General features: G+C 51.5%; 15 protein-coding genes, 2 tRNA genes and 1 other annotated feature. Of the genes, 6 read left to right on the top strand and 11 right to left on the bottom strand.

Annotated elements, in window-relative coordinates; all coding sequences use genetic code 11:
• Window positions 1–993: 993 nt before the first annotated feature.
• From ispG to NST08_RS07525, 5 genes are all read right to left on the bottom strand, one after another.
• Window positions 994–2,103: a flavodoxin-dependent (E)-4-hydroxy-3-methylbut-2-enyl-diphosphate synthase gene (gene ispG, locus NST08_RS07545; RefSeq protein WP_007130749.1), complete on the bottom strand. Its 1,110-nt coding sequence runs from the start codon at window positions 2,101–2,103 to the stop codon at window positions 994–996.
• Between the two features lie 115 nt (window positions 2,104–2,218).
• Window positions 2,219–3,487: an ATP-dependent protease ATP-binding subunit ClpX gene (gene clpX, locus NST08_RS07540; RefSeq protein ID WP_007130750.1), complete on the bottom strand. Its 1,269-nt coding sequence runs from the start codon at window positions 3,485–3,487 to the stop codon at window positions 2,219–2,221.
• 14 nt (window positions 3,488–3,501) lie between these two features.
• Window positions 3,502–4,092, bottom strand: coding sequence for an ATP-dependent Clp endopeptidase proteolytic subunit ClpP (clpP, locus tag NST08_RS07535; RefSeq protein ID WP_007130751.1), 591 nt, complete (start codon window positions 4,090–4,092; stop codon window positions 3,502–3,504).
• A 272-nt stretch (window positions 4,093–4,364) separates the two neighbouring features.
• Window positions 4,365–5,702, bottom strand: coding sequence for a trigger factor (gene tig, locus NST08_RS07530; RefSeq protein WP_007130752.1), 1,338 nt, complete (start codon window positions 5,700–5,702; stop codon window positions 4,365–4,367).
• Window positions 5,703–5,847: 145 nt separating this feature from the next.
• Window positions 5,848–6,687, bottom strand: coding sequence for a hypothetical protein (locus NST08_RS07525; protein ID WP_213616078.1), 840 nt, complete (start codon window positions 6,685–6,687; stop codon window positions 5,848–5,850).
• A 360-nt stretch (window positions 6,688–7,047) separates the two neighbouring features.
• Here NST08_RS07525 and NST08_RS07520 point away from each other — a divergent pair.
• The 3 genes from NST08_RS07520 (at window position 7,048) to NST08_RS07510 (ending at window position 9,941) form a co-directional block, all read left to right on the top strand.
• A tRNA-Arg gene (locus NST08_RS07520) sits at window positions 7,048–7,121 on the top strand.
• Between the two features lie 179 nt (window positions 7,122–7,300).
• Complete coding sequence (locus tag NST08_RS07515; protein ID WP_007130754.1) at window positions 7,301–7,729, top strand: EamA family transporter; 429 nt, start codon at window positions 7,301–7,303, stop codon at window positions 7,727–7,729.
• A gap of 55 nt (window positions 7,730–7,784) precedes the next feature.
• Window positions 7,785–8,011: a binding site (T-box leader), on the top strand.
• 64 nt (window positions 8,012–8,075) lie between these two features.
• Window positions 8,076–9,941, top strand: a complete 1,866-nt coding sequence (locus tag NST08_RS07510; RefSeq protein WP_341341661.1) for an arginine--tRNA ligase — start codon at window positions 8,076–8,078, stop codon at window positions 9,939–9,941.
• Between the two features lie 141 nt (window positions 9,942–10,082).
• On the opposite strand, the gene NST08_RS07505 is transcribed toward NST08_RS07510, so the two are convergent.
• Complete coding sequence (locus tag NST08_RS07505; RefSeq protein ID WP_341341660.1) at window positions 10,083–10,526, bottom strand: hypothetical protein; 444 nt, start codon at window positions 10,524–10,526, stop codon at window positions 10,083–10,085.
• A 248-nt stretch (window positions 10,527–10,774) separates the two neighbouring features.
• Window positions 10,775–11,788, bottom strand: a complete 1,014-nt coding sequence (locus NST08_RS07500) for a S66 family peptidase (RefSeq protein WP_341341659.1) — start codon at window positions 11,786–11,788, stop codon at window positions 10,775–10,777.
• Window positions 11,789–11,988: 200 nt separating this feature from the next.
• Here NST08_RS07500 and NST08_RS07495 point away from each other — a divergent pair, with 200 nt between their 5' ends.
• Window positions 11,989–12,342 carry a hypothetical protein gene (locus NST08_RS07495; RefSeq protein ID WP_341341658.1) on the top strand — a complete coding sequence of 118 codons (354 nt, stop codon included), beginning with the start codon at window positions 11,989–11,991 and terminating at the stop codon, window positions 12,340–12,342.
• A gap of 151 nt (window positions 12,343–12,493) precedes the next feature.
• Here the strand turns inward: NST08_RS07495 and NST08_RS07490 are convergent.
• Window positions 12,494–12,567, bottom strand: a tRNA-Arg gene (locus tag NST08_RS07490).
• A 154-nt stretch (window positions 12,568–12,721) separates the two neighbouring features.
• Here NST08_RS07490 and NST08_RS07485 point away from each other — a divergent pair.
• Window positions 12,722–13,018 carry a DUF4870 domain-containing protein gene (locus NST08_RS07485; protein WP_007130758.1) on the top strand — a complete coding sequence of 99 codons (297 nt, stop codon included), beginning with the start codon at window positions 12,722–12,724 and terminating at the stop codon, window positions 13,016–13,018.
• 82 nt (window positions 13,019–13,100) lie between these two features.
• On the opposite strand, the gene NST08_RS07480 is transcribed toward NST08_RS07485, so the two are convergent.
• From NST08_RS07480 to NST08_RS07470, 3 genes are all read right to left on the bottom strand, one after another.
• Window positions 13,101–14,582 (bottom strand): stalk domain-containing protein, encoded by a 1,482-nt coding sequence (locus NST08_RS07480; RefSeq protein WP_007130759.1) that lies wholly within the window; start codon window positions 14,580–14,582, stop codon window positions 13,101–13,103.
• Window positions 14,583–14,939: 357 nt separating this feature from the next.
• Window positions 14,940–15,305: a hypothetical protein gene (locus NST08_RS07475; RefSeq protein ID WP_007130760.1), complete on the bottom strand. Its 366-nt coding sequence runs from the start codon at window positions 15,303–15,305 to the stop codon at window positions 14,940–14,942.
• A 57-nt stretch (window positions 15,306–15,362) separates the two neighbouring features.
• On the bottom strand, window positions 15,363–15,680 hold the full coding sequence (locus NST08_RS07470; RefSeq protein WP_007130761.1) for a hypothetical protein: 318 nt from the start codon (window positions 15,678–15,680) through the stop codon (window positions 15,363–15,365).
• Window positions 15,681–15,844: 164 nt separating this feature from the next.
• On the opposite strand from NST08_RS07470, the gene asnB reads away from it, so the two are divergent.
• Window positions 15,845–17,689 carry an asparagine synthase (glutamine-hydrolyzing) gene (asnB, locus tag NST08_RS07465; protein ID WP_341341657.1) on the top strand — a complete coding sequence of 615 codons (1,845 nt, stop codon included), beginning with the start codon at window positions 15,845–15,847 and terminating at the stop codon, window positions 17,687–17,689.
• Window positions 17,690–17,751 lie beyond the last annotated feature (62 nt).

Below are 17,751 nucleotides of genomic sequence, written 5' to 3'. Positions count from 1 at the left end.
CTTTCGCTCTGCAGGTTCCCTTTGGGTACATCTTCACTGCCAGTAGGACCGTTGTGAGCTTAATCAGCACTCCGCCTGCGGATTGTTCTTACGATCTCTGTTGCCCTCGGATTTCTTTGAATTCTGAGTTCCTATGATGAAATCCGAGAACAAAGGAGAACGCTTCGCTTCTTCAGAACCATTCCGCCTGCTCCGTTGAAGCTTTCCTGGTGGGCAAGTCCCTTTTGGGGACTTCCTTGCTCCTTTGGAGCCCATTTTCGCTTTACAAGTTCCTTTCGGGGACTTGCTTGCTCTTTTGAAGCCCACTTTCGCTCTACTAGTTCCTTTTGGGGACTTGCTTGCTCCTTTGAAGCCCACTTTCGCTCTACTAGTTCCTTTTGGGGACATCTTCACAGCTAGTAGGACCGTTGTCAGTTTATCAGCACTCCGCATGCGGATTGTTCTTACGATCTCTGTTGCCCTCGGATTTCTTTGAATTTTTGGGTTCCTATGAGGAAATCCGAGGGCAAAGGAGAACGCTTCGCTTCTTCTGAACAATTCCGCCTGCTCCGCTGAAGCTTTCCTGGTGGGCAAGTCCCTTTTGGGGACTTGCTTGCTCCTTTGGAGCCCACTTTGCCTCTTCAAGTCCCTTTTCGGGACCTACTTGCTCCTTTTCTGCAATCGTGTCACTTTGCGACGGCTCTCACGTTCTCCCAGTACTTGCATTGACTCGTGGCTCACCAGAAGTGTCGTTCCCCCAACTTGAGTCCACGGAACGCAATTCGGCTGAATCCGAGGACGATCCCGATGAAGAATAACAAAAAGCGGCAGCCTCCTGAATCAGAGGCTGCCGCTTAAGGCAAACGCTATTGAATTACCAAGCAAAGATGTATGGAGCTCCTGCATGGTGTTTGGAATCACGACACAATGCTTAGCGTACGGTATGTGGCTTCTAGTTACATCGCAACCACCGATGCCAAGGCCATGTGTGACTGACATTGCATACCATCAAGCTCAGACCGTGGACTTATGCTTGCGGCCAGGGATTTCGCCTGTCTCCTCGTACACCTTCACAATGTTATCGATCTCTTTCTTCAGCTCCTCCACCATCGTGGCTTCCGGAACCTTGCGAATCATTTCGCCGTAACGGAACAGCAGTCCCTCTCCGCGAGCGCCGGCAATTCCAATGTCGGCCTCTCTCGCTTCACCCGGTCCGTTCACGGCACAGCCAAGAACGGATACCTTGATCGGCACTCTCAGTTTCGAGATATACTCCTCGACCTCATTGGCAATGGAGAACAAATCGATATCGAGACGTCCGCACGTCGGGCAGGATACGAGCGTTGCCATATCGGAAATCAATCCGAACGTTTTGAGAAGCTCGCGTCCGACTTTAATCTCCTCTACCGGATCGGCGCTGAGCGAAATCCGCATCGTGTTGCCGATGCCCATCGACAGGAGCGCACCGAGTCCGGCCGCGCTTTTCACCGTTCCGGAGAACAGCGTACCGGCTTCCGTAATGCCCAGGTGAAGCGGGTAAGGAATCACCTCGGCAGCCTTCGTATACGCCGCAATAGCCATCGGAACATCCGATGCCTTCAAGGATACGATGATGTCATGAAAATCGAGCTCCTCCAGAATACCGATATGGTACAGGGCGCTCTCCACCATCGCTTCCGGCGTCGGATAGCCGTATTTTTCAAGAAGATGATTCTCCAGCGAGCCGGCGTTTACGCCGATCCGGATCGGAATGCCTTTCTCCTTGCACGCTTTTACGACCGCTTCGACCTTCTCGCGTTTTCCGATGTTGCCGGGATTAATCCGGACTTTATCGATGCCGTTCTCTATGGCGAGAAGGGCAAGCTTATAGTTGAAATGAATATCCGCAACAAGCGGGATATGAATGCGTTTCTTGATTTCCTTAATGGCAGCGGCGGCTTCCTCATTGTTGACCGTTACCCGGACGATTTGGCATCCGGCTTCCTCCAGACGCAAAATTTCCGCGACGGTCGCCTCGACATCCGCTGTTTTGGTGGTGCACATGCTTTGAATAATGACTTGGTTATTTCCCCCTATGGTGAGGTTCCCCACCTTAACGGGCCGTGTGTCTTGTCTCAAAAACATGGTACGATCTCTCCCGTATAACGCCAAAGCTCCACTCCAGCCTAGGCTCATGGCCATAACTGGAAGTGGAGAGGATCAGCGTAAATTTATATCACGTCCGCAGCGTTAGAACGCCTCAGGCGCTTTCTTCCTGTTTCTTGTCATCTTCCGTTCCCTTGCCTTGCATCAGCTCAGGGATCACTCTGTCACGAACGACCTGTTCGGTGATGACGCAATCCTTGATATCGTCTCTGGACGGCACTTCATACATTACATCCAGCATGATGCCTTCAATGATGGAGCGCAGTCCGCGCGCGCCCGTATTGCGCTTGATTGCCTCCTGGGCAATGGCTTCGAGAGCGCCGCGTTCGAACTTGAGATTGACATTATCAAGCTCAAGCAGCTTCTGGTACTGTTTGGTGAGGGCATTCTTCGGCTCGGACAGAATCCGTACCAGCGTCGCCTCATCCAGTGGTTCCAATGTGGAAACAACCGGCAGACGGCCGACAAATTCCGGAATGAGACCGAACTTGAGCAGGTCCTCAGGCAGCACCATCGTCAAATATTCGCCTGGCTTCAGATCTTTCTGGCCTTCAGCGGAAGCGTTGAAGCCGATGACCTTCTTGCCGATCCGGCGTTTGATGTACTGCTCCAACCCGTCAAATGCGCCGCCGCAAATGAACAGAATGTTGGTTGTATCGATCTGAATAAACTCCTGGTGCGGGTGCTTGCGCCCACCTTGCGGCGGAACGGAAGCGACCGTTCCCTCCAGAATTTTCAGAAGCGCCTGCTGAACCCCTTCGCCGGAAACGTCACGAGTGATGGACGGATTCTCGGATTTGCGGGCCACTTTATCAATTTCATCAATATAGATAATGCCGCGTTCCGCTTTCTCCACGTCATAGTCGGCGGCTTGGATCAGCTTGAGCAGGATGTTCTCGACATCCTCGCCCACGTAACCGGCCTCCGTCAACGAGGTGGCATCGGCAATGGCAAACGGAACGTTCAAGATTTTAGCCATCGTTTGCGCAAGCAATGTTTTACCTGAACCTGTAGGTCCCAGCAGCAAAATGTTACTCTTCTGCAATTCAACGTCATCAATCTTGTTTTGCGTATTGATCCGTTTGTAGTGGTTATATACGGCAACCGATAAGGACTTCTTCGCTTGGTCCTGTCCGATGACGTATTGGTCAAGAATATCCCGAATTTCACGCGGCTTCGGAATATCCTTCAAATCCACTTCTTCCTCATGGCCGAGTTCTTCCTCTACGATTTCCGAGCACAAGTCAATGCACTCGTCACATATATAAACACCGGGCCCCGCAACCAGCTTGCGAACCTGCTCCTGCGATTTGCCGCAGAAGGAGCATTTCAGCTGCCCTTTGTCGTCGTTAAATTTAAACATGCAATAACCACCCCTTATGATTTGGTCGGTGAAGACAGAACTTCGTCAATAATACCGTACGCCTTCGCTTCCTCCGCGCTCATAAAAAAGTCACGGTCTGTATCGCGTTCGATTTTTTCAAGGGGCTGACCCGTGCGCTCCACATAGATTTGGTTAAGTTTCTGTCTGGTCTTGATGATCCAATCTGCATGGATTTGGATATCGGATGCCTGACCTTGAATTCCGCCAAGCGGCTGATGGATCATGACTTCGCTGTTCTCAAGCGCATACCGTTTGCCGGGCGCTCCGGCGGTGAGCAGCAGCGAGCCCATGCTGGCGGCCATGCCGACGCAAATAGTGGACACATCAGGCTTAATCAACTGCATCGTATCATATATACCCATCCCGGCCGTCACCGAACCGCCAGGAGAATTGATGTACAGAGAGATGTCTTTCTCCGGATCTTCCGCAGCCAAGAAGAGCAGCTGGGCAATGACGAGATTGGCTACATCGTCATCGATCGCATTGCTGAGGAATATAATGCGATCCTTCAGTAATCTTGAGTAGATATCGTAGGATCTTTCGCCTCGACTGGTTTGCTCCACCACCATAGGTACAAGACTCATGCGACCAACCTCATTTCCTTGAAAATTTACTTATGCGTTACAAAAGTTATTCTAACATGTTCAAAGCGCAATGTCATTTTTTAACCCTGATTACATTCTATGAACTTCGCTAGAAATATATCCAGCCAACTTGTCTCATTATGTATGTCGAAAAAATAACCAATTCATGTCACATTTAGTTGAAAATTGGCTATTCTTAGGTAAAAATAAGGCACGCATAAAGTACGTGCCCTATCTCATGTAACGGCAGCTTCGGCAGCCGCCTGTTCTTATTATTCTTCAGTCGCAGTTTCTGCAGCTTCTTCCTTCTTCTCCACTGGAGCGCCTTCTACGCTGTTTTCCAGCAAGAAATCAATCGTCTTGCGGAGAAGCAGCTCTTCGCTAAGGCTGTCAAGGGAACCGTTGGCAGCCAGGATGCTGCGGATTTCTTCGGCGGAACGCTTGTACGTTTCAGCCATATTGTCCAGTTCCTTGTTGATTTCCTCTTCGGAAACTTCAAGCTTCTCTTCTTTCGCAATCGCTTCAAGCACAAGGTTGTTGCGAACGCGCTTCTCGGCATCGTCCTTCATCTGACCTTCCAAATCCGCATTGGTTTGGCCGGAGAAGCTGAGGAACATCTCGAGGTTCATGCCTTGCTGGCGAAGACGGTTGTCGAAATCGCGCATCATGTTCTGAACTTCGGATTGAATCATCGCTTCCGGAATATCGATTTCGGCGTTAGCTGCCGCTTTTTCAACAACTTCATTCTCGCGGACGCCTTGAGCTTCCTGCTCTTTGCGGGCCAGAAGCTGCTTCTTCAGATCTTCCTTGTACTCATCAAGCGTATCGAACTCGCTTACGTCTTTAGCGAACTCGTCGTCCAGCTCAGGAAGCTGCTTGCGCTTGATTTCATGCACTTTCACTTTGAAGACTGCTTGTTTGCCGGCCAGCTCTTCCGCGTGGTAGGTTTCAGGGAATGTCACTTCCACGTCTTTGAAGTCACCCGTAGCCATGCCGATCACTTGATCTTCAAAGCCTGGGATGAAGGTGTTGCTTCCAAGCTCCAGGGAATAACGCTCGGCTTGTCCGCCTTCGAAAGGAACGCCGTCCACGGAACCGTCGAAATCGATCACGACGATGTCGCCGGATTCAGCCGAACCTTCATCGATGACAGCCAGCTCAGCATGACGCTGTTGCAGGCGCTCAAGCTCTTGGTTCAGCTCCTCATCCGAAACCTCAGCTGTTACAGCAGCAACTTCAAGTCCTTTGTAATCGCCAAGCTTAACTTCTGGCTTCACGGTTACTTTTGCTTTGAATTTGAAGGTTTCGCCTTTAGCGAACTGCTCGATTTCTACTTCTGGACGATCTACCGGGAAAATATCCGCTTGCTCAACAGCTTCGCTGTATACTTCAGGGAGCAGAATGTCGATTGCATCCTGATACAAGCTCTCTACGCCGTAACGAGCTTCAAAGATCGGGCGCGGTACTTTACCTTTACGGAATCCAGGTACATTTACTTGTTTCGCTACTTTATTAAAAGCTTTGTCGAGGGCGGCCGCAACGCGATCCGCATCAACCTCAACGTCAAGAACGCCAAGGTTCTTCTCTATTTTTTCCCAAGTTGCTTTCATTTATGCTTTCCCCTCCAAAATAGTTCACGTGGTCGGCGCAATAATCTATCACGTACCGAATAACCACTATAGTATAAACAACATTACATGCTTTTTCAAGGGCGTACCCTTATGGAGCGATACCGTAAACGTTTTCCATCTCTGCCTATTCCTCCGCCCCGGCAGCTACGAATTGCTTTAACGAACGGTATGCTCCCTCATAGCGAAAACGCATGGTGTCCGTAATTCCGTACAACGGCCGGATTTCGTCCTCATTCCGGAACCCTTTTAAACTCTCCGACACGATGTCGTGCAATGCTGCGGCCCAAATATCGAGCGTAGACTCATCCTCGTCGAGCATGGACTCGTAATCCAAGGTTCCGTAAATGGCCATAATGAACTGCGACCATAATTCCTGAGCGAAATAAAACAGCGTCGGCTCGTGAACCTCTGTCTGATCGGCAACGCGTTCCAATATTTTCGTTATTGCAGGCGGGAATTCCGATGGATCGAGCGGTACCGAGTCAATCTCGATTTCGACGGCCTCCTGTCCTCTCTTAAGCGTTACGCTCCCTTCCATGCCACGTCTGCGCAGCGTCTGCAGCACGCGGAATTGGAGCAGAGGATGAAGCGGGGTCTCGCTAAGCCAATCCGCTAGAGCCGCATCGATTTCCGGACGGTCCAGATAGGCCAGCTGTTCAAGCGCAAGGATCGTCTGCTCGGTCAAAGGTCCGTTCATGACCGAAGCGAGAAGTTTATCCGCATATCCTGCATCCTGTGCTACCTTATCGTTAACCATCTGGCGGGTCATTTCCGCTTCGTCCGGATCGTCGATCTCCTCGGTATCGGCATCATTCTCACGGGGCACGGCTGCTTCGGGGAAGGCTGCCTCCAGCCATTCCAGAAGGGCCCGCCATTCCTCATAGTTCCGCTCATTCTGTCCGCTGCATTGCAGCAGAAACCGCAGCACCTCCATCGCTTCGCCGTACCGTTCATTCTCGAGCATAACCGTTAGCTGAATCTGATAATAATCCAGCGTCTTCGGAAACAGGATGATGTTCTTATCCTCTTGTTCGGGGGAGTAAGAGTCCTTGATAAGGACACCTCCTTTCTAGTCCTGTTTTTAATATTCGTTGATTATAGCATATGTACCGCCAAGATTAAAAAAGCGCGGGTTCCATGGGTTCCTTCTCTTACTTAGAGGGATCGGGATCACCGATCAAGTAAAGAGCAACCGTATTTTATCAATATAACCCCGGATTGCCTAGTCATAATCTAATCGCATCAAAAATCTTCTATTCTCAAAAATATATAGTTGAAATATTCCAGAGCATATGATAATATATTTTTTGCTTGAAAAAAATGTGTCCCAGTAGCTCAGCTGGATAGAGCAACGGCCTTCTAAGCCGTCGGTCAGGGGTTCGAATCCCTTCTGGGACGTAAAAATAACACCGCCTTAGGGCGGTGTTTTTGCGTTCCTTGGGATCCTTTTTGCGTTCCATGGGATACCCAAATTAAAAAATAATGGCTTTTTCCCAATAACCCTATACTATAAAAAAAGAATCCCTGTCGGATTCGAAAGTGATGCCAAGCTACATACATAAAAGAGGAGGATGCGTATGCCTTTGTGGCTTATATACGCGCTGCTGTCTGCCGTAGCCGCTGCGCTCGTGGCCATCTTCGGCAAGATCGGCCTGCAGAACATCGACGCGAATTCCGCAACCGCTATACGATCAGTCATCATGGCTTTGTTCTTGCTCGGGGTCATAGCGGTTCAGGGAAAATTCTCGCAGCTCGGCGACATTCTAACGCAGAAAAAGGCGCTCAGCTTCATCGTGCTCAGCGGAATTGCCGGTGCCTTATCATGGCTGTTCTACTTCCTGGCACTGAAGTACGGCAAAGTATCGCAGGTAGGGCCGATCGATAAATTGAGCGTCGTGATGGCGGTCATTCTTGCTTTTGTTTTTCTGGGTGAAAAAATTTCCTGGATCAACGCAGCCGGCGTTGCTCTGATTGCTGTCGGCGCGCTGCTGGTTGCGGTGAAATAAAAATCGTATTGCTTTTCGAAGCAGATTGGTTATAATATGGAAAACTCGATCATTTTGATGTTCTGTGATTGGGAGAGTAGCTGCACGCGCTTCAGTCCAAGCGAGCCGGGACAGGTGGGAACCGGTACGAAGCCGCCAGTGAAACGGGCCCAGGAGACGGTTATCCGAAACTTTCAGTAGGGTGACCCGGCTTACACCGTTATCGTAGCAAAGGGGTCAGCCTTCCAATTTCGGGGGTTGACAACAAGAGTGGTACCGCGAGCATAAGTCCTCGTCTCTTAGGAGACGCGGACTTTTTTATTTTTTCAGACATGGTTGTCACTGTTAAAAGGGGGATTTCACCATTATGTTAAGTCACTTTATCATTGAAAGCCTGGAACAAGCCGTAAGCAAGGTGTGCCAAAGCTTCGGCACGAAGCTGCCGGATTCCGTGCAGGTCCGTATCGAGCAGCCTGCGAGCATGGAGCATGGAGATTATGCGACCAACATCGCCATGCAGCTTGCCAAAGTTTTGCGCAAGGCACCCATTGAAATCGCCGGGCTGATTCAGCAGGAGCTTCATCAGCATGAGCCATTCCTCGAGCTTATAGCTTCCGTAGAAGTCGCGGCACCGGGCTTTCTGAATCTCCGCATCCGCTGGGAGGCGTGGGCGGGACAGCGTTTCGAGCTGCCTGCTGCCCCGGATGAAAAAATCGTCATTGAACACACATCCATCAACCCGAATAAATCGGCACACATCGGCCATCTGCGAAATTCTTGTATCGGCGACACGCTGGTCAGATTGATGAGAAGGCTCGGTTATGAAGTCGAGGTCCATAACTATATCGACGATCTGGGGAATCAGCTGGCAGATACGGTCGTCGGTCTTCTTCATACTCCGCTCACACAAGAGCATGCCCGGTTCGGGGATTATTGCTGGGATGTATACTCTGCCACCAATCGGGCTTATACGCAGGATCCTTCGCTCGTGCAGCATCGAACCGAAGTGCTTCACGCTCTGGAGGAAGGACACCAGAACTTGGCGTGGATCGGACTCCTCGTGGCGGAGCGGATCGTTAAAGAGCATTTGGAGGAGATGAAGCAGTTCGGCATCGAGTATGATCTGTTGGTGTGGGAGAGCAGCATCGTAAGAGAGGGCTTCTGGGATTATGCATTCGAGCTGCTGAAGAATACGCCGCTGTTCCAGCAGGAAACCGAGGGCAGGCTGGCTGGATGCTGGGTGCTGAAGCAATCCGGCGGCGAAGACGCTGCGGGAAATCCGGAGGCCGAGCACAGCATGGATAAGGTGCTTGTCCGCTCCAACGGCATTTTGACCTACACGGCCAAGGACATCGCGTACCACTTGTGGAAATACGGGGTTTTGGCCAAGGATTTTGCCTACAAAAAATTTACGGAGCATGTGTGGACAACAAGCGCTGACGGCGAGCAGCAGCCGTTCGGCAAAGCCTCTATGGTAATCAATGTTATTGATTACAGGCAGCAATATCCGCAGGCGATGGTCAAGCAGGCGCTCGAAAGCCTGGGGTTCGTCAAGGAAGCGGAGAAGCTCCGTCATGTGAGTTACGGGGTCGTTTCCCTCAGTCCGTCGGCTGCTGCTGACCTAGGGATTGATACGAGTGACGGCAAGGCCTCCTACGCGATGTCCGGGCGTCAAGGGATCGGTATTAAAATTACGGAGCTTATCGATCAGGTGGAGAAGGTCATTGAGGAGACCCGCTCGGATAAAAACGGACTGTCCAGCCGCGAAATCGCGATCGCCTCCATCCGTTACTACCTGCTTCGCTTTGCACTACAGACCGAGGTCGTATTTGATCTCAAGCAGGCTACCGAAATATCCGGCAATACGGGAGTATACCTGCTCTATTCTTATGCACGAGCGCTGAGTGTACTGAATAAAGCGAAGGCATCCGGTGTGGAGCCAGTAAGACCTGTACATTTTCCTGCCATGGAAAAAGCCGAGCACGCCTTGCTGAGACATATCAGCACTTGGCAGGACACCCTCGTCACGGCCGGACGCGAGCTGTCTCCAAGCGCCATTTGCAACTTCACTTACGAGCTGTGCTCATGGTTTAACAATTTTTATTCGGCATGCCCGATCCTGAAGGCGGAGGAGGAGGTCCTCCAATTCCGTGTATGGCTGACCTCGGTGTTTAAAGAGACGCTGGGCGATGCGCTGGACGTCCTCGGGCTGCCTACGCCAAGCCGGATGTAAAATCGTATGCAGAGCATCCGCCCGCTCTCCTTCTTCCTAGAAACTTGCCTGGTAAACGCTTAGGCTTTTAGGTTCTAAAGGACCAGGAATCAGTCCTCAAAAAATAGCCGCCATCCCGATGGATGACGGCTATTTCCCCTTCTATTGCAGCCCTCTAACCGTAAGCTTAACCTGAATCTTCCCGCCTGTCAGAGGTTCTTCTTGAATGGTCCAATTAACAGCGAGCGTATCCTTCAAACGGCCCAGCTGATCCTCCGTCAGCTGCAGCTGATCTATGATCCCTTCGCCTACGCGAAAGTCGGATTCGGAGCTGATGCCAAACGCTTCCTCCAGCCATATTTTCAAGCCATTCCGCGTATTAAATGTAATTCTGTAGCCTTCCTGTACAGCCTTCTCCAGATCCTCCCCATGCTCCTCGGCGTAGGAGAACAATTCATCGTAATGGAAATGGCCGGTTTGAGCCCTCCCGAACCGTTCAACCTCCCGTGAACGAACGGCATCCAAGAGATCGGCGGATGACATTCCTGAATTTTTGGCATGCTCCAATAGAATGGCGGTGTTTTGCGATATTTTCGTAAGCTGCATAGTAAATTAAGGCCTCCTCAAGGATGAAAAAAATCATTTTCTACTATTATAAGACTCGCAATGATGTGAGACGGGGAAGCTTCGCAAGATATAAACTAAACGTTCCATCGCTTATGTACTTGCTAAAGGACTTAATCTCATAATACCCCAGCTTTCTGCAAAAATGAACCGATTCCTACCGCAAAAAGGTTAAGCCATTCTCCCGATTCCCAGTACCGTCTAAACAAAGCGGTTATCGTCTGTCAACCTCATCGAAACGTCTGAACGACCACCCCTTTGCCGTCCTTTACATCCACCTCGGCATATGCCCCATTGATCAATGTCATCTGCGGTGGAACATGTCCGCAGTCCATATCATAAACGATGGGAACGCCAAGCTCCTCGGCAAGGTCTTGGTATACATCCTCCGCCTCGTAATTCTCGATGGCATGATTGGCAGCGCTTCTGCCGAACAGAATGCCGGAACAGTTCGCGAACCAGCCGGCAAGCTTCATCTGAACAAGCGATCTGCGTAAATCGGTCGTGGATAGCTCGCAGTTCTCGAAGTACCAGAGGATGGGTTCATTTCCGATGTACTGCTGCTGGAAGCTCGTCACGTCGCCGTAGGGAGTGCCGATCAGATGGCGGATCACATCGATGCAGCCCCCAAGCAGTCGTCCCTTCATTTGGGCAGGAGCGCCGTTGACGGATTTCCACTCCGTCGGCTCCGTCAAATGGTAGATCCATGGAGTCGGGTTGTCATGCTGCCATTCCTTCTGATAGCTTTCGGAAGATTGCTGGGCGACGGATCCGCCCCTGGACGTTGACAGCACGGTTTGCCATCGTGAAGTCGTCGGGTCAGTTTGCTCCCCGCGCAGGTCAATGAGATTCGTGCCATGCGCAGTGGCGATGCCTCTTACCAACGTGAGTGCCAATAGGAGCACACTCGTGTCCGAGTAGCCAAGAATCCACTTGGGGCTCACTTGATCAAATTCGATATGCTCCAGGATTTCGATCAATAGCTCCCCGCCCCATGGAGGAATGATGAGATCGATCGCTTCATTCTGAAGCATTGCATTCAGCTCTTGGGCCCGAATACGCGCAGGAGCCGACTTAGCCTTTTCCTGTGTCCAGACAGTATCTCCGACAATCGTACGGAATCCCCTCGACTCCATCCGGTTGATCGCTTGCCTCAATAAACCATGCAATTCGGCCTCTACGCCCGATGACGGAGCGGGTATGCCGATGGTCGCCCCTTCCTGCAAGAACGGATAATGGATCATTGGTTATCTTCCCCTCTCATACGTATCGCTTCCTGCCTGCAAGCCTTCACGGTTGTACAGACTTCAGATGCCTTCTACCGAGTATATACTAATCTTAACATCTAAAGCGTCCCAGAAGGGATGCGGCCTTTCAGGCCGCCGCGATGTCATCCTCCCGAAGCGGATGCTTCGACGCCCCCCTAACTGGGGTTCTCATCCTCATGGAACGCAAAAACACCGCCATTAAGGCGGTGTTCAGGCTGTCGAGAAACCCCCTGTTTTTTTGCAGGGGGTTTAAAATTGCCTCGTCGGTCACTGAAGTAGGGTTCTCAGAGCGCTTTAAATCGATTTTTATTTTAAAAGATATGATTCCCCATATAAAAAATAGAGTGTCGAAAAGTCCGTTGGACTTTCTCGACACTCTGAACACCGCCATTAAGGCGGTGTTATCTTTACGTCCCAGAAGGGATGCGGCCTTTCAGGCCGACTGCGAAGTCAGCCTCCCGAAGCGGATGCTCCGACGCCCCCCTAACTGGGGTTCTCATCCTCATGGAACGCAAAAACACCGCCATTAAGGCGGTGTTATTTTACGTCCCAGAAGGGATGCGGCCTTTCAGGCCGACTGCGAAGTCATCCTCCCGAAGCGGATGCTCCGACGCCCCCCTAACTGGGGTTCTCACCTTCTGGAATACGCAAAAAATCGCCGTTTGGCGATTTCTTAGAAAGCGTCCCAGAAGGGATTCGAACCCCTGACCGACGGCTTAGAAGGCCGTTGCTCTATCCAGCTGAGCTACTGGGACATATGTATATTTCTTTTTCAAACAGTAACGAAATATATTATATCGCATCTTCGTCATTTTTCAAAGATTTTTTTTGTAAAGGAATCATTCGGGGAATCAGCCGTTCGCTCGCAGGGTATTGTAATATCAAACAACCTTTCAGGAGGTGGTACCCGTGAGACAGCTGCTATCCTCATTATCGTACTTCAGCATTTTCTTTGCGCCCTTTATTCTCCCGATCCTGGTGTGGATTCTATCCCAAGATGCTTATGTAGCGAAGCATGCGCGCCGCGCCCTTTTCTCTCATCTCTTCCCGCTTCTTGCAGCCATCCCGCTCATCTATATGGCGGTAACCTCAGGCTCCTTCGGTTCCGTGATCGGGTACCTGATTCTGTTCGGCATCATTTATTTCGGCAGCTTCGTGTATAATATCGTCCTGGGCATTCAGGTTCTCCGCGAACCGAGCTACTGATGCTTTTATCTGGGGATTTCGCAAAATCCTGACCTAAAAGAAGAACCATGCCGCAATCGTCCGGCATGGTTCATTTTATTTATTATTTCGTTGTAATGTGCACCATTTTCTCGCTGCTGTCCCACTTGACGTCAGCGCCGAGAGCCGTAGCGACAAATCGAAGCGGTACCATCGTAGTGCCCTTTACCATGCGCGGTGCGGAATCAAGCGTAACGTTCTTTCCGTTCACCACGGCCTGCTTTGATCCCATCTTCAGCTTGATTTGGGAGGAGCCTTTGACGGAGGTTATGGTCTGCGTCTTCTGATCCCATTTCACGGAAGCGTCAAGCGATTCGAAAATCGCGCGCATCGGCACCAGCACGCTGCCGCCGGACATAACAGGTGCCTGTGCATAAGATTGCAGCTGTCCGTTCAGCTTGATGCGGATCGGCATTTGGCCGATTTCTCTTCCGGATTGATCGTAGTATTTCAGCTTCACGCTCTTCACACGGGAATCATAGTCGATCCGCAGCGTTGTGGTCTCATGAGCCGACAAGAACGTAGAGTTGGACTCCGATCCCAAGGAGCGTCCTTTCGCATCGTACGCCGTCGATTTGACGGTAATGCGCTGGGACGTATCCCCGTTCTCGATCCCGATTGTAACGACAAGCTTGTTGTTAACGGTCATCCGGCCTTCGGCGATAATTTTCGGCGTTTGGCTGCTTCCGGTCAGGAACACCTTGATATTGCTGGCCGCTTTGCCTGCTTCCAGCTCAGCCGCAAAATTCGCGATTTCGCTGCCGCTCAGGTAACCTGTGGTCGTGTTCACTTCCAGCACCTTGCCGCTGCCATTGCTGCCGACGACGATTACGCCAACCCGTCCGCCTTCTTTACGGTTTTGGATCGAGCCGGTTACGATCAGCTTCCCGTTCTCGAGACGGCTTCCGGTTTGAAGCAGCTTCACAGCGTCCTCTACCGGATCAATCGCGGAAACTTTAACCGTTTTAATCAATTTGGCTGCTTTCAACTCGACTTCGAAGGTAGAAACCTCGCTGCCGGTGAAGTAGCCGTCTGCCGACGTAACCTCAACCGCTTTACCGGAAGCGTCGTATCCAACAGCCAACATGCCCACATTGCGGCCCTCGGTTCCATTCTGAACGACGCCGGTTACCTTGACCACTCCGTTATCCGTCCTCGATCCGGATGCCAGCAGCTTGGCTTCACTGCCTGCCGGACCGGCTGGAAGCACTTCTACCCGCTTGATGCTGCTCCCGCCGTCTAGATCCACTTCATATGTATTGATTTCATCGCTCATGAAATATTCCGAGTTGCCGGCTACTTCCAGCGCATTGCCGTTCTCGTCATAACCTACGACATAAAAGCCGCCCTCTTTGCCGGAACCGCCATTGCGAACATCGGCAGTAACGCGCATTTTGCCATTAATAAGCTCATGGGATGATTCAAGTATGCTAATTCCTTCAGTGCCTTCTGCCTTCACAGCTCCCTGAACGGGTCCGAAGATGAGCGAAAAAGCGAGCAGTCCCGCGCCCAGCAGCTTCGTCAAATTTCTGTTTGTTTTGCGCAAATCCAATCTCCCCTTGTCAAATATGCTAGAATCATGCTTACACTAATCTAACATTATAGGCAAGATTCCCCTGTTATCAAATAGAGGATAAGTCCTATTTCTTAATTTTGCGTAATCCACAGCCGTCATTGGTCCCTATTCCCCAGAGCGATGGGCTCCTCCACCAGCATCCTATATTCAGACGGCCTTTCGCTTGCAGAACTGCGTAATGAAACGCAAAGGCATCCGAGAAAGGTTGTGCTTACGGCGGCAGCTTCCCCTTTACATGGGCCATGTGACATGAAAAAGCCTGGTCCAAACGGACCAGGCTTTTTACAGGGTTTTGACACAAGCGCTTTATTGTTTTATGTGACTTGCCTAAAAATAAAGCGGACCTTCGCTCAGCCGTTGATTCAGCTGTTCGTACAGCTGTCCGGTGGAGAGCAGCTGCTGCTTGAAGGCATCCCGGTCTTCTTCTGCTGTAGACGCCGCGCTGTTCTCGAACGCCACATCCGTCGCATCCACAAAAGCATCATGCATGCTGTTATCATACCAGTCCACCTCCAAGCTGGCATTGCTGCGTACGATTTTGACCAGATCATAGCCTCCCAAAGGAGACGATGGGGTCAAATAGGCCAGCAAAGCGCTTTCTCCCTCCTCTTGCGGATAAACCTCAACCTCGGCGCAAGGCGCTCCGTTCACTTCCGTAATTCGCCGTATTTTAGCATCTCTAATTGCATACATGGTTCCATTCTCCTTACCCGGATGCGCAGCTTCCATGCTCAGCATCCTTCATATTTTTCAAGTCAGCTCGGATAGCAGCCGCAGCTCCTCCATCTGTTGACGCGTTTCTGGCGTGCCCAGACGGTAGATGGTCCGGTATACTCTGTCCAGCGAGGTCTGAAACAAAGTATTTGTGCTTTGCTCCGGAGTATCCGGCCAAGGGAAGACATATCCCGGAAACGCCTCCTCTTCTTTCTCCTGCAGCATGTCCAGCTCAATCCGGACCTGATCCGCCTCTTCGGGCGTAGCCTCGATCTCCCATTCGTACGGACTCGCCCCTTGTTCGGTTAGAACCGAACGGCTTTGCACGGACACATAGTAGGTTGACTTGTCCATGGACGCTTCTCTCCTTCGCTTTGAATTCGCCGTCGTTCCTTAGTTTTCGTAAAAGGACAGACATTTTATGCCCTGCTTCGGCATATATCTGGTATCACTTTGGCGACTAAGGGAGTAAAAAGATGGGACAGCGTACAACAAAGACAAAGAGAGGATGAACCGTCATGTGCGGAATAACCGGTTTTATACAATGGAACGGCGATTTGACGCAGGATTCGCAGCTGCTGGTAAAAATGACAGAGAGTTTGGCTCACCGCGGACCTGACGGATCCGGCACCTGGATTTCCAACCCGTGCGCATTCGGTCATCGTCGACTCAGCGTGATCGACCCCGAAAATGGAGCACAGCCGATGATCATTCATCAGGAAGATGAAGTCTACGCTATTGTATACAATGGGGAATTATATAATGCAGTCGAGCTTCGAGAGGATCTCATACGACGCGGACACCGTTTCAGCACCAAATGCGATACCGAGGTTCTCCTGGTCTCCTATATCGAATGGGGCCCCGACTGCCTGGAGCGCCTTAACGGTATTTTTGCGTTTGCCATTTGGGACAGCGCGCGTGAACAGGTATTTCTGGCGCGTGACCGGGTCGGGGTTAAACCTTTGTTCTACAGTTATATCGATGGAACGCTAATCTTCGGCTCCGAGCCGAAGGCACTGCTGCAGCACCCCAAGGTCGAGCCGGTGGTCGGGGCGGAAGGGCTTGCCGAAGTGTTCATTATCGGCCCTGCAAGAACGCCTGGGCATGGCGTTTACAAGGATATTTCCGAGCTTCGTCCTGGCATGGCCATGATCTTTAGCCGGGAAGGGCTGCGAAAGTATACGTACTGGAAGCTGGAAAGCAAGCCCCATGAGGATGATGTCCTACGCACGGCAAGCTACCTGCAGGGCCTTCTCCGCGATACGGTAGAACGCCAGCTCGTATCGGATGTTCCGGTCTGCTCGCTGCTCTCCGGAGGGCTGGATTCCAGCGCGCTCTCGTCGCTGGCCGTAGACTATTACCGGCGAACAGGCCAAGGACAAGTGCATACCTACTCCGTCGATTATGTCGACAACAGCAAGCATTTCCAGTCCCACTCCTTCCAGCCTGGCGCCGATGGACCGTGGATCAAGCGCATGCATGAGGAGCTCGGGACCCATCATCATTGGGTCGAGTTTGACACGCCCGAGCTGGTCGAGGCGCTGGATGATTCAACAAGGACGCGTGATCTGCCGGGAATGGCGGATGTCGATGCTTCCTTATTCCTCTTCTGCCGCGAGATCAAAAAAGGCGCAACGGTCGCCATATCCGGCGAGGCTGCCGATGAAATATTCGGCGGCTATCCATGGTTTCACCGGGAAGAAATGCTCAATTCCGGCACCTTTCCTTGGTCGGTTGCACCGGATATGCGGGCAAGTCTCTTGTCCCCCGAAATCCGGGAATGGATCCGGCCGCTGGAATACCTCGGGGATCGTTATTCGGATGCGGTGGCCGAGGTTCCGAAGCTGGACGGCGAAACCGGGGAGCAGGCGAAGATGCGGGTCATGTCATACCTTAATATCACCCGCTTCATGCCGACGCTGCTGGATCGGAAGGACCGGATGAGCATGGGCGTTGGATTGGAAGTCCGGGTTCCTTATACAGACCACCGGCTGATTGAATATGTATGGAATATTCCGTGGAGCATCAAGACGACCGGAAACCGGGAAAAGGGCATTCTCCGAAAAGCGCTCGAAGGCGTTCTTCCAGACGATGTGCTCTATCGGAAAAAAAGTCCGTATCCAAAAACCCATAACCCGAACTATCTCGCGGCGGTCAAGGCTCAGGTGCTCCGCATTTTGGACGATGCCTCCTCACCGCTGCTGCCGCTTATCGACAAGACGCGGATCCGCGAGCTGGCATCCTCACCGGATGCTTCGTCCAACCTTCCTTGGTTCGGGCAGCTGATGTCCGGCCCGCAATTGTTTGCATACCTGTCACAGGTACATTTCTGGCTTAAGGAGTACAATGTCTCGATACGCTGACGATTGCCTTTCAGCATAAAAAAAAGGAACCATGCCCGTCTCGCCAGGGCATGGTTTCCTTA

Origin of the sequence: Paenibacillus sp. FSL K6-1566 (genome assembly GCF_038050475.1) — a bacterium.
GTDB classification, from domain to species: domain Bacteria; phylum Bacillota; class Bacilli; order Paenibacillales; family Paenibacillaceae; genus Paenibacillus_AQ; species Paenibacillus_AQ lactis.
The sequence above is the reverse complement of the archived record's forward strand: the minus strand, read 5'-3'. Positions and strand labels throughout refer to the sequence as shown.

Excerpts from the sequence above, each read along its gene's own strand:
- ispG (WP_007130749.1), bottom strand. The coding sequence starts at position 2,103 with ATGTTTTTGAGACAAGACACACGGCCCGTTAAGGTGGGGAACCTCACC.
- clpX (WP_007130750.1), bottom strand. The coding sequence starts at position 3,487 with ATGTTTAAATTTAACGACGACAAAGGGCAGCTGAAATGCTCCTTCTGC.
- clpP (WP_007130751.1), bottom strand. The coding sequence starts at position 4,092 with ATGAGTCTTGTACCTATGGTGGTGGAGCAAACCAGTCGAGGCGAAAGA.
- tig (WP_007130752.1), bottom strand. The coding sequence starts at position 5,702 with ATGAAAGCAACTTGGGAAAAAATAGAGAAGAACCTTGGCGTTCTTGAC.
- NST08_RS07525 (WP_213616078.1), bottom strand. The coding sequence starts at position 6,687 with ATGCTCGAGAATGAACGGTACGGCGAAGCGATGGAGGTGCTGCGGTTT.
- NST08_RS07515 (WP_007130754.1), top strand. The coding sequence starts at position 7,301 with ATGCCTTTGTGGCTTATATACGCGCTGCTGTCTGCCGTAGCCGCTGCG.
- NST08_RS07510 (WP_341341661.1), top strand. The coding sequence starts at position 8,076 with ATGTTAAGTCACTTTATCATTGAAAGCCTGGAACAAGCCGTAAGCAAG.
- NST08_RS07505 (WP_341341660.1), bottom strand. The coding sequence starts at position 10,526 with ATGCAGCTTACGAAAATATCGCAAAACACCGCCATTCTATTGGAGCAT.
- NST08_RS07500 (WP_341341659.1), bottom strand. The coding sequence starts at position 11,788 with ATGATCCATTATCCGTTCTTGCAGGAAGGGGCGACCATCGGCATACCC.
- NST08_RS07495 (WP_341341658.1), top strand. The coding sequence starts at position 11,989 with ATGGAACGCAAAAACACCGCCATTAAGGCGGTGTTCAGGCTGTCGAGA.
- NST08_RS07475 (WP_007130760.1), bottom strand. The coding sequence starts at position 15,305 with ATGTATGCAATTAGAGATGCTAAAATACGGCGAATTACGGAAGTGAAC.
- NST08_RS07470 (WP_007130761.1), bottom strand. The coding sequence starts at position 15,680 with ATGGACAAGTCAACCTACTATGTGTCCGTGCAAAGCCGTTCGGTTCTA.
- asnB (WP_341341657.1), top strand. The coding sequence starts at position 15,845 with ATGTGCGGAATAACCGGTTTTATACAATGGAACGGCGATTTGACGCAG.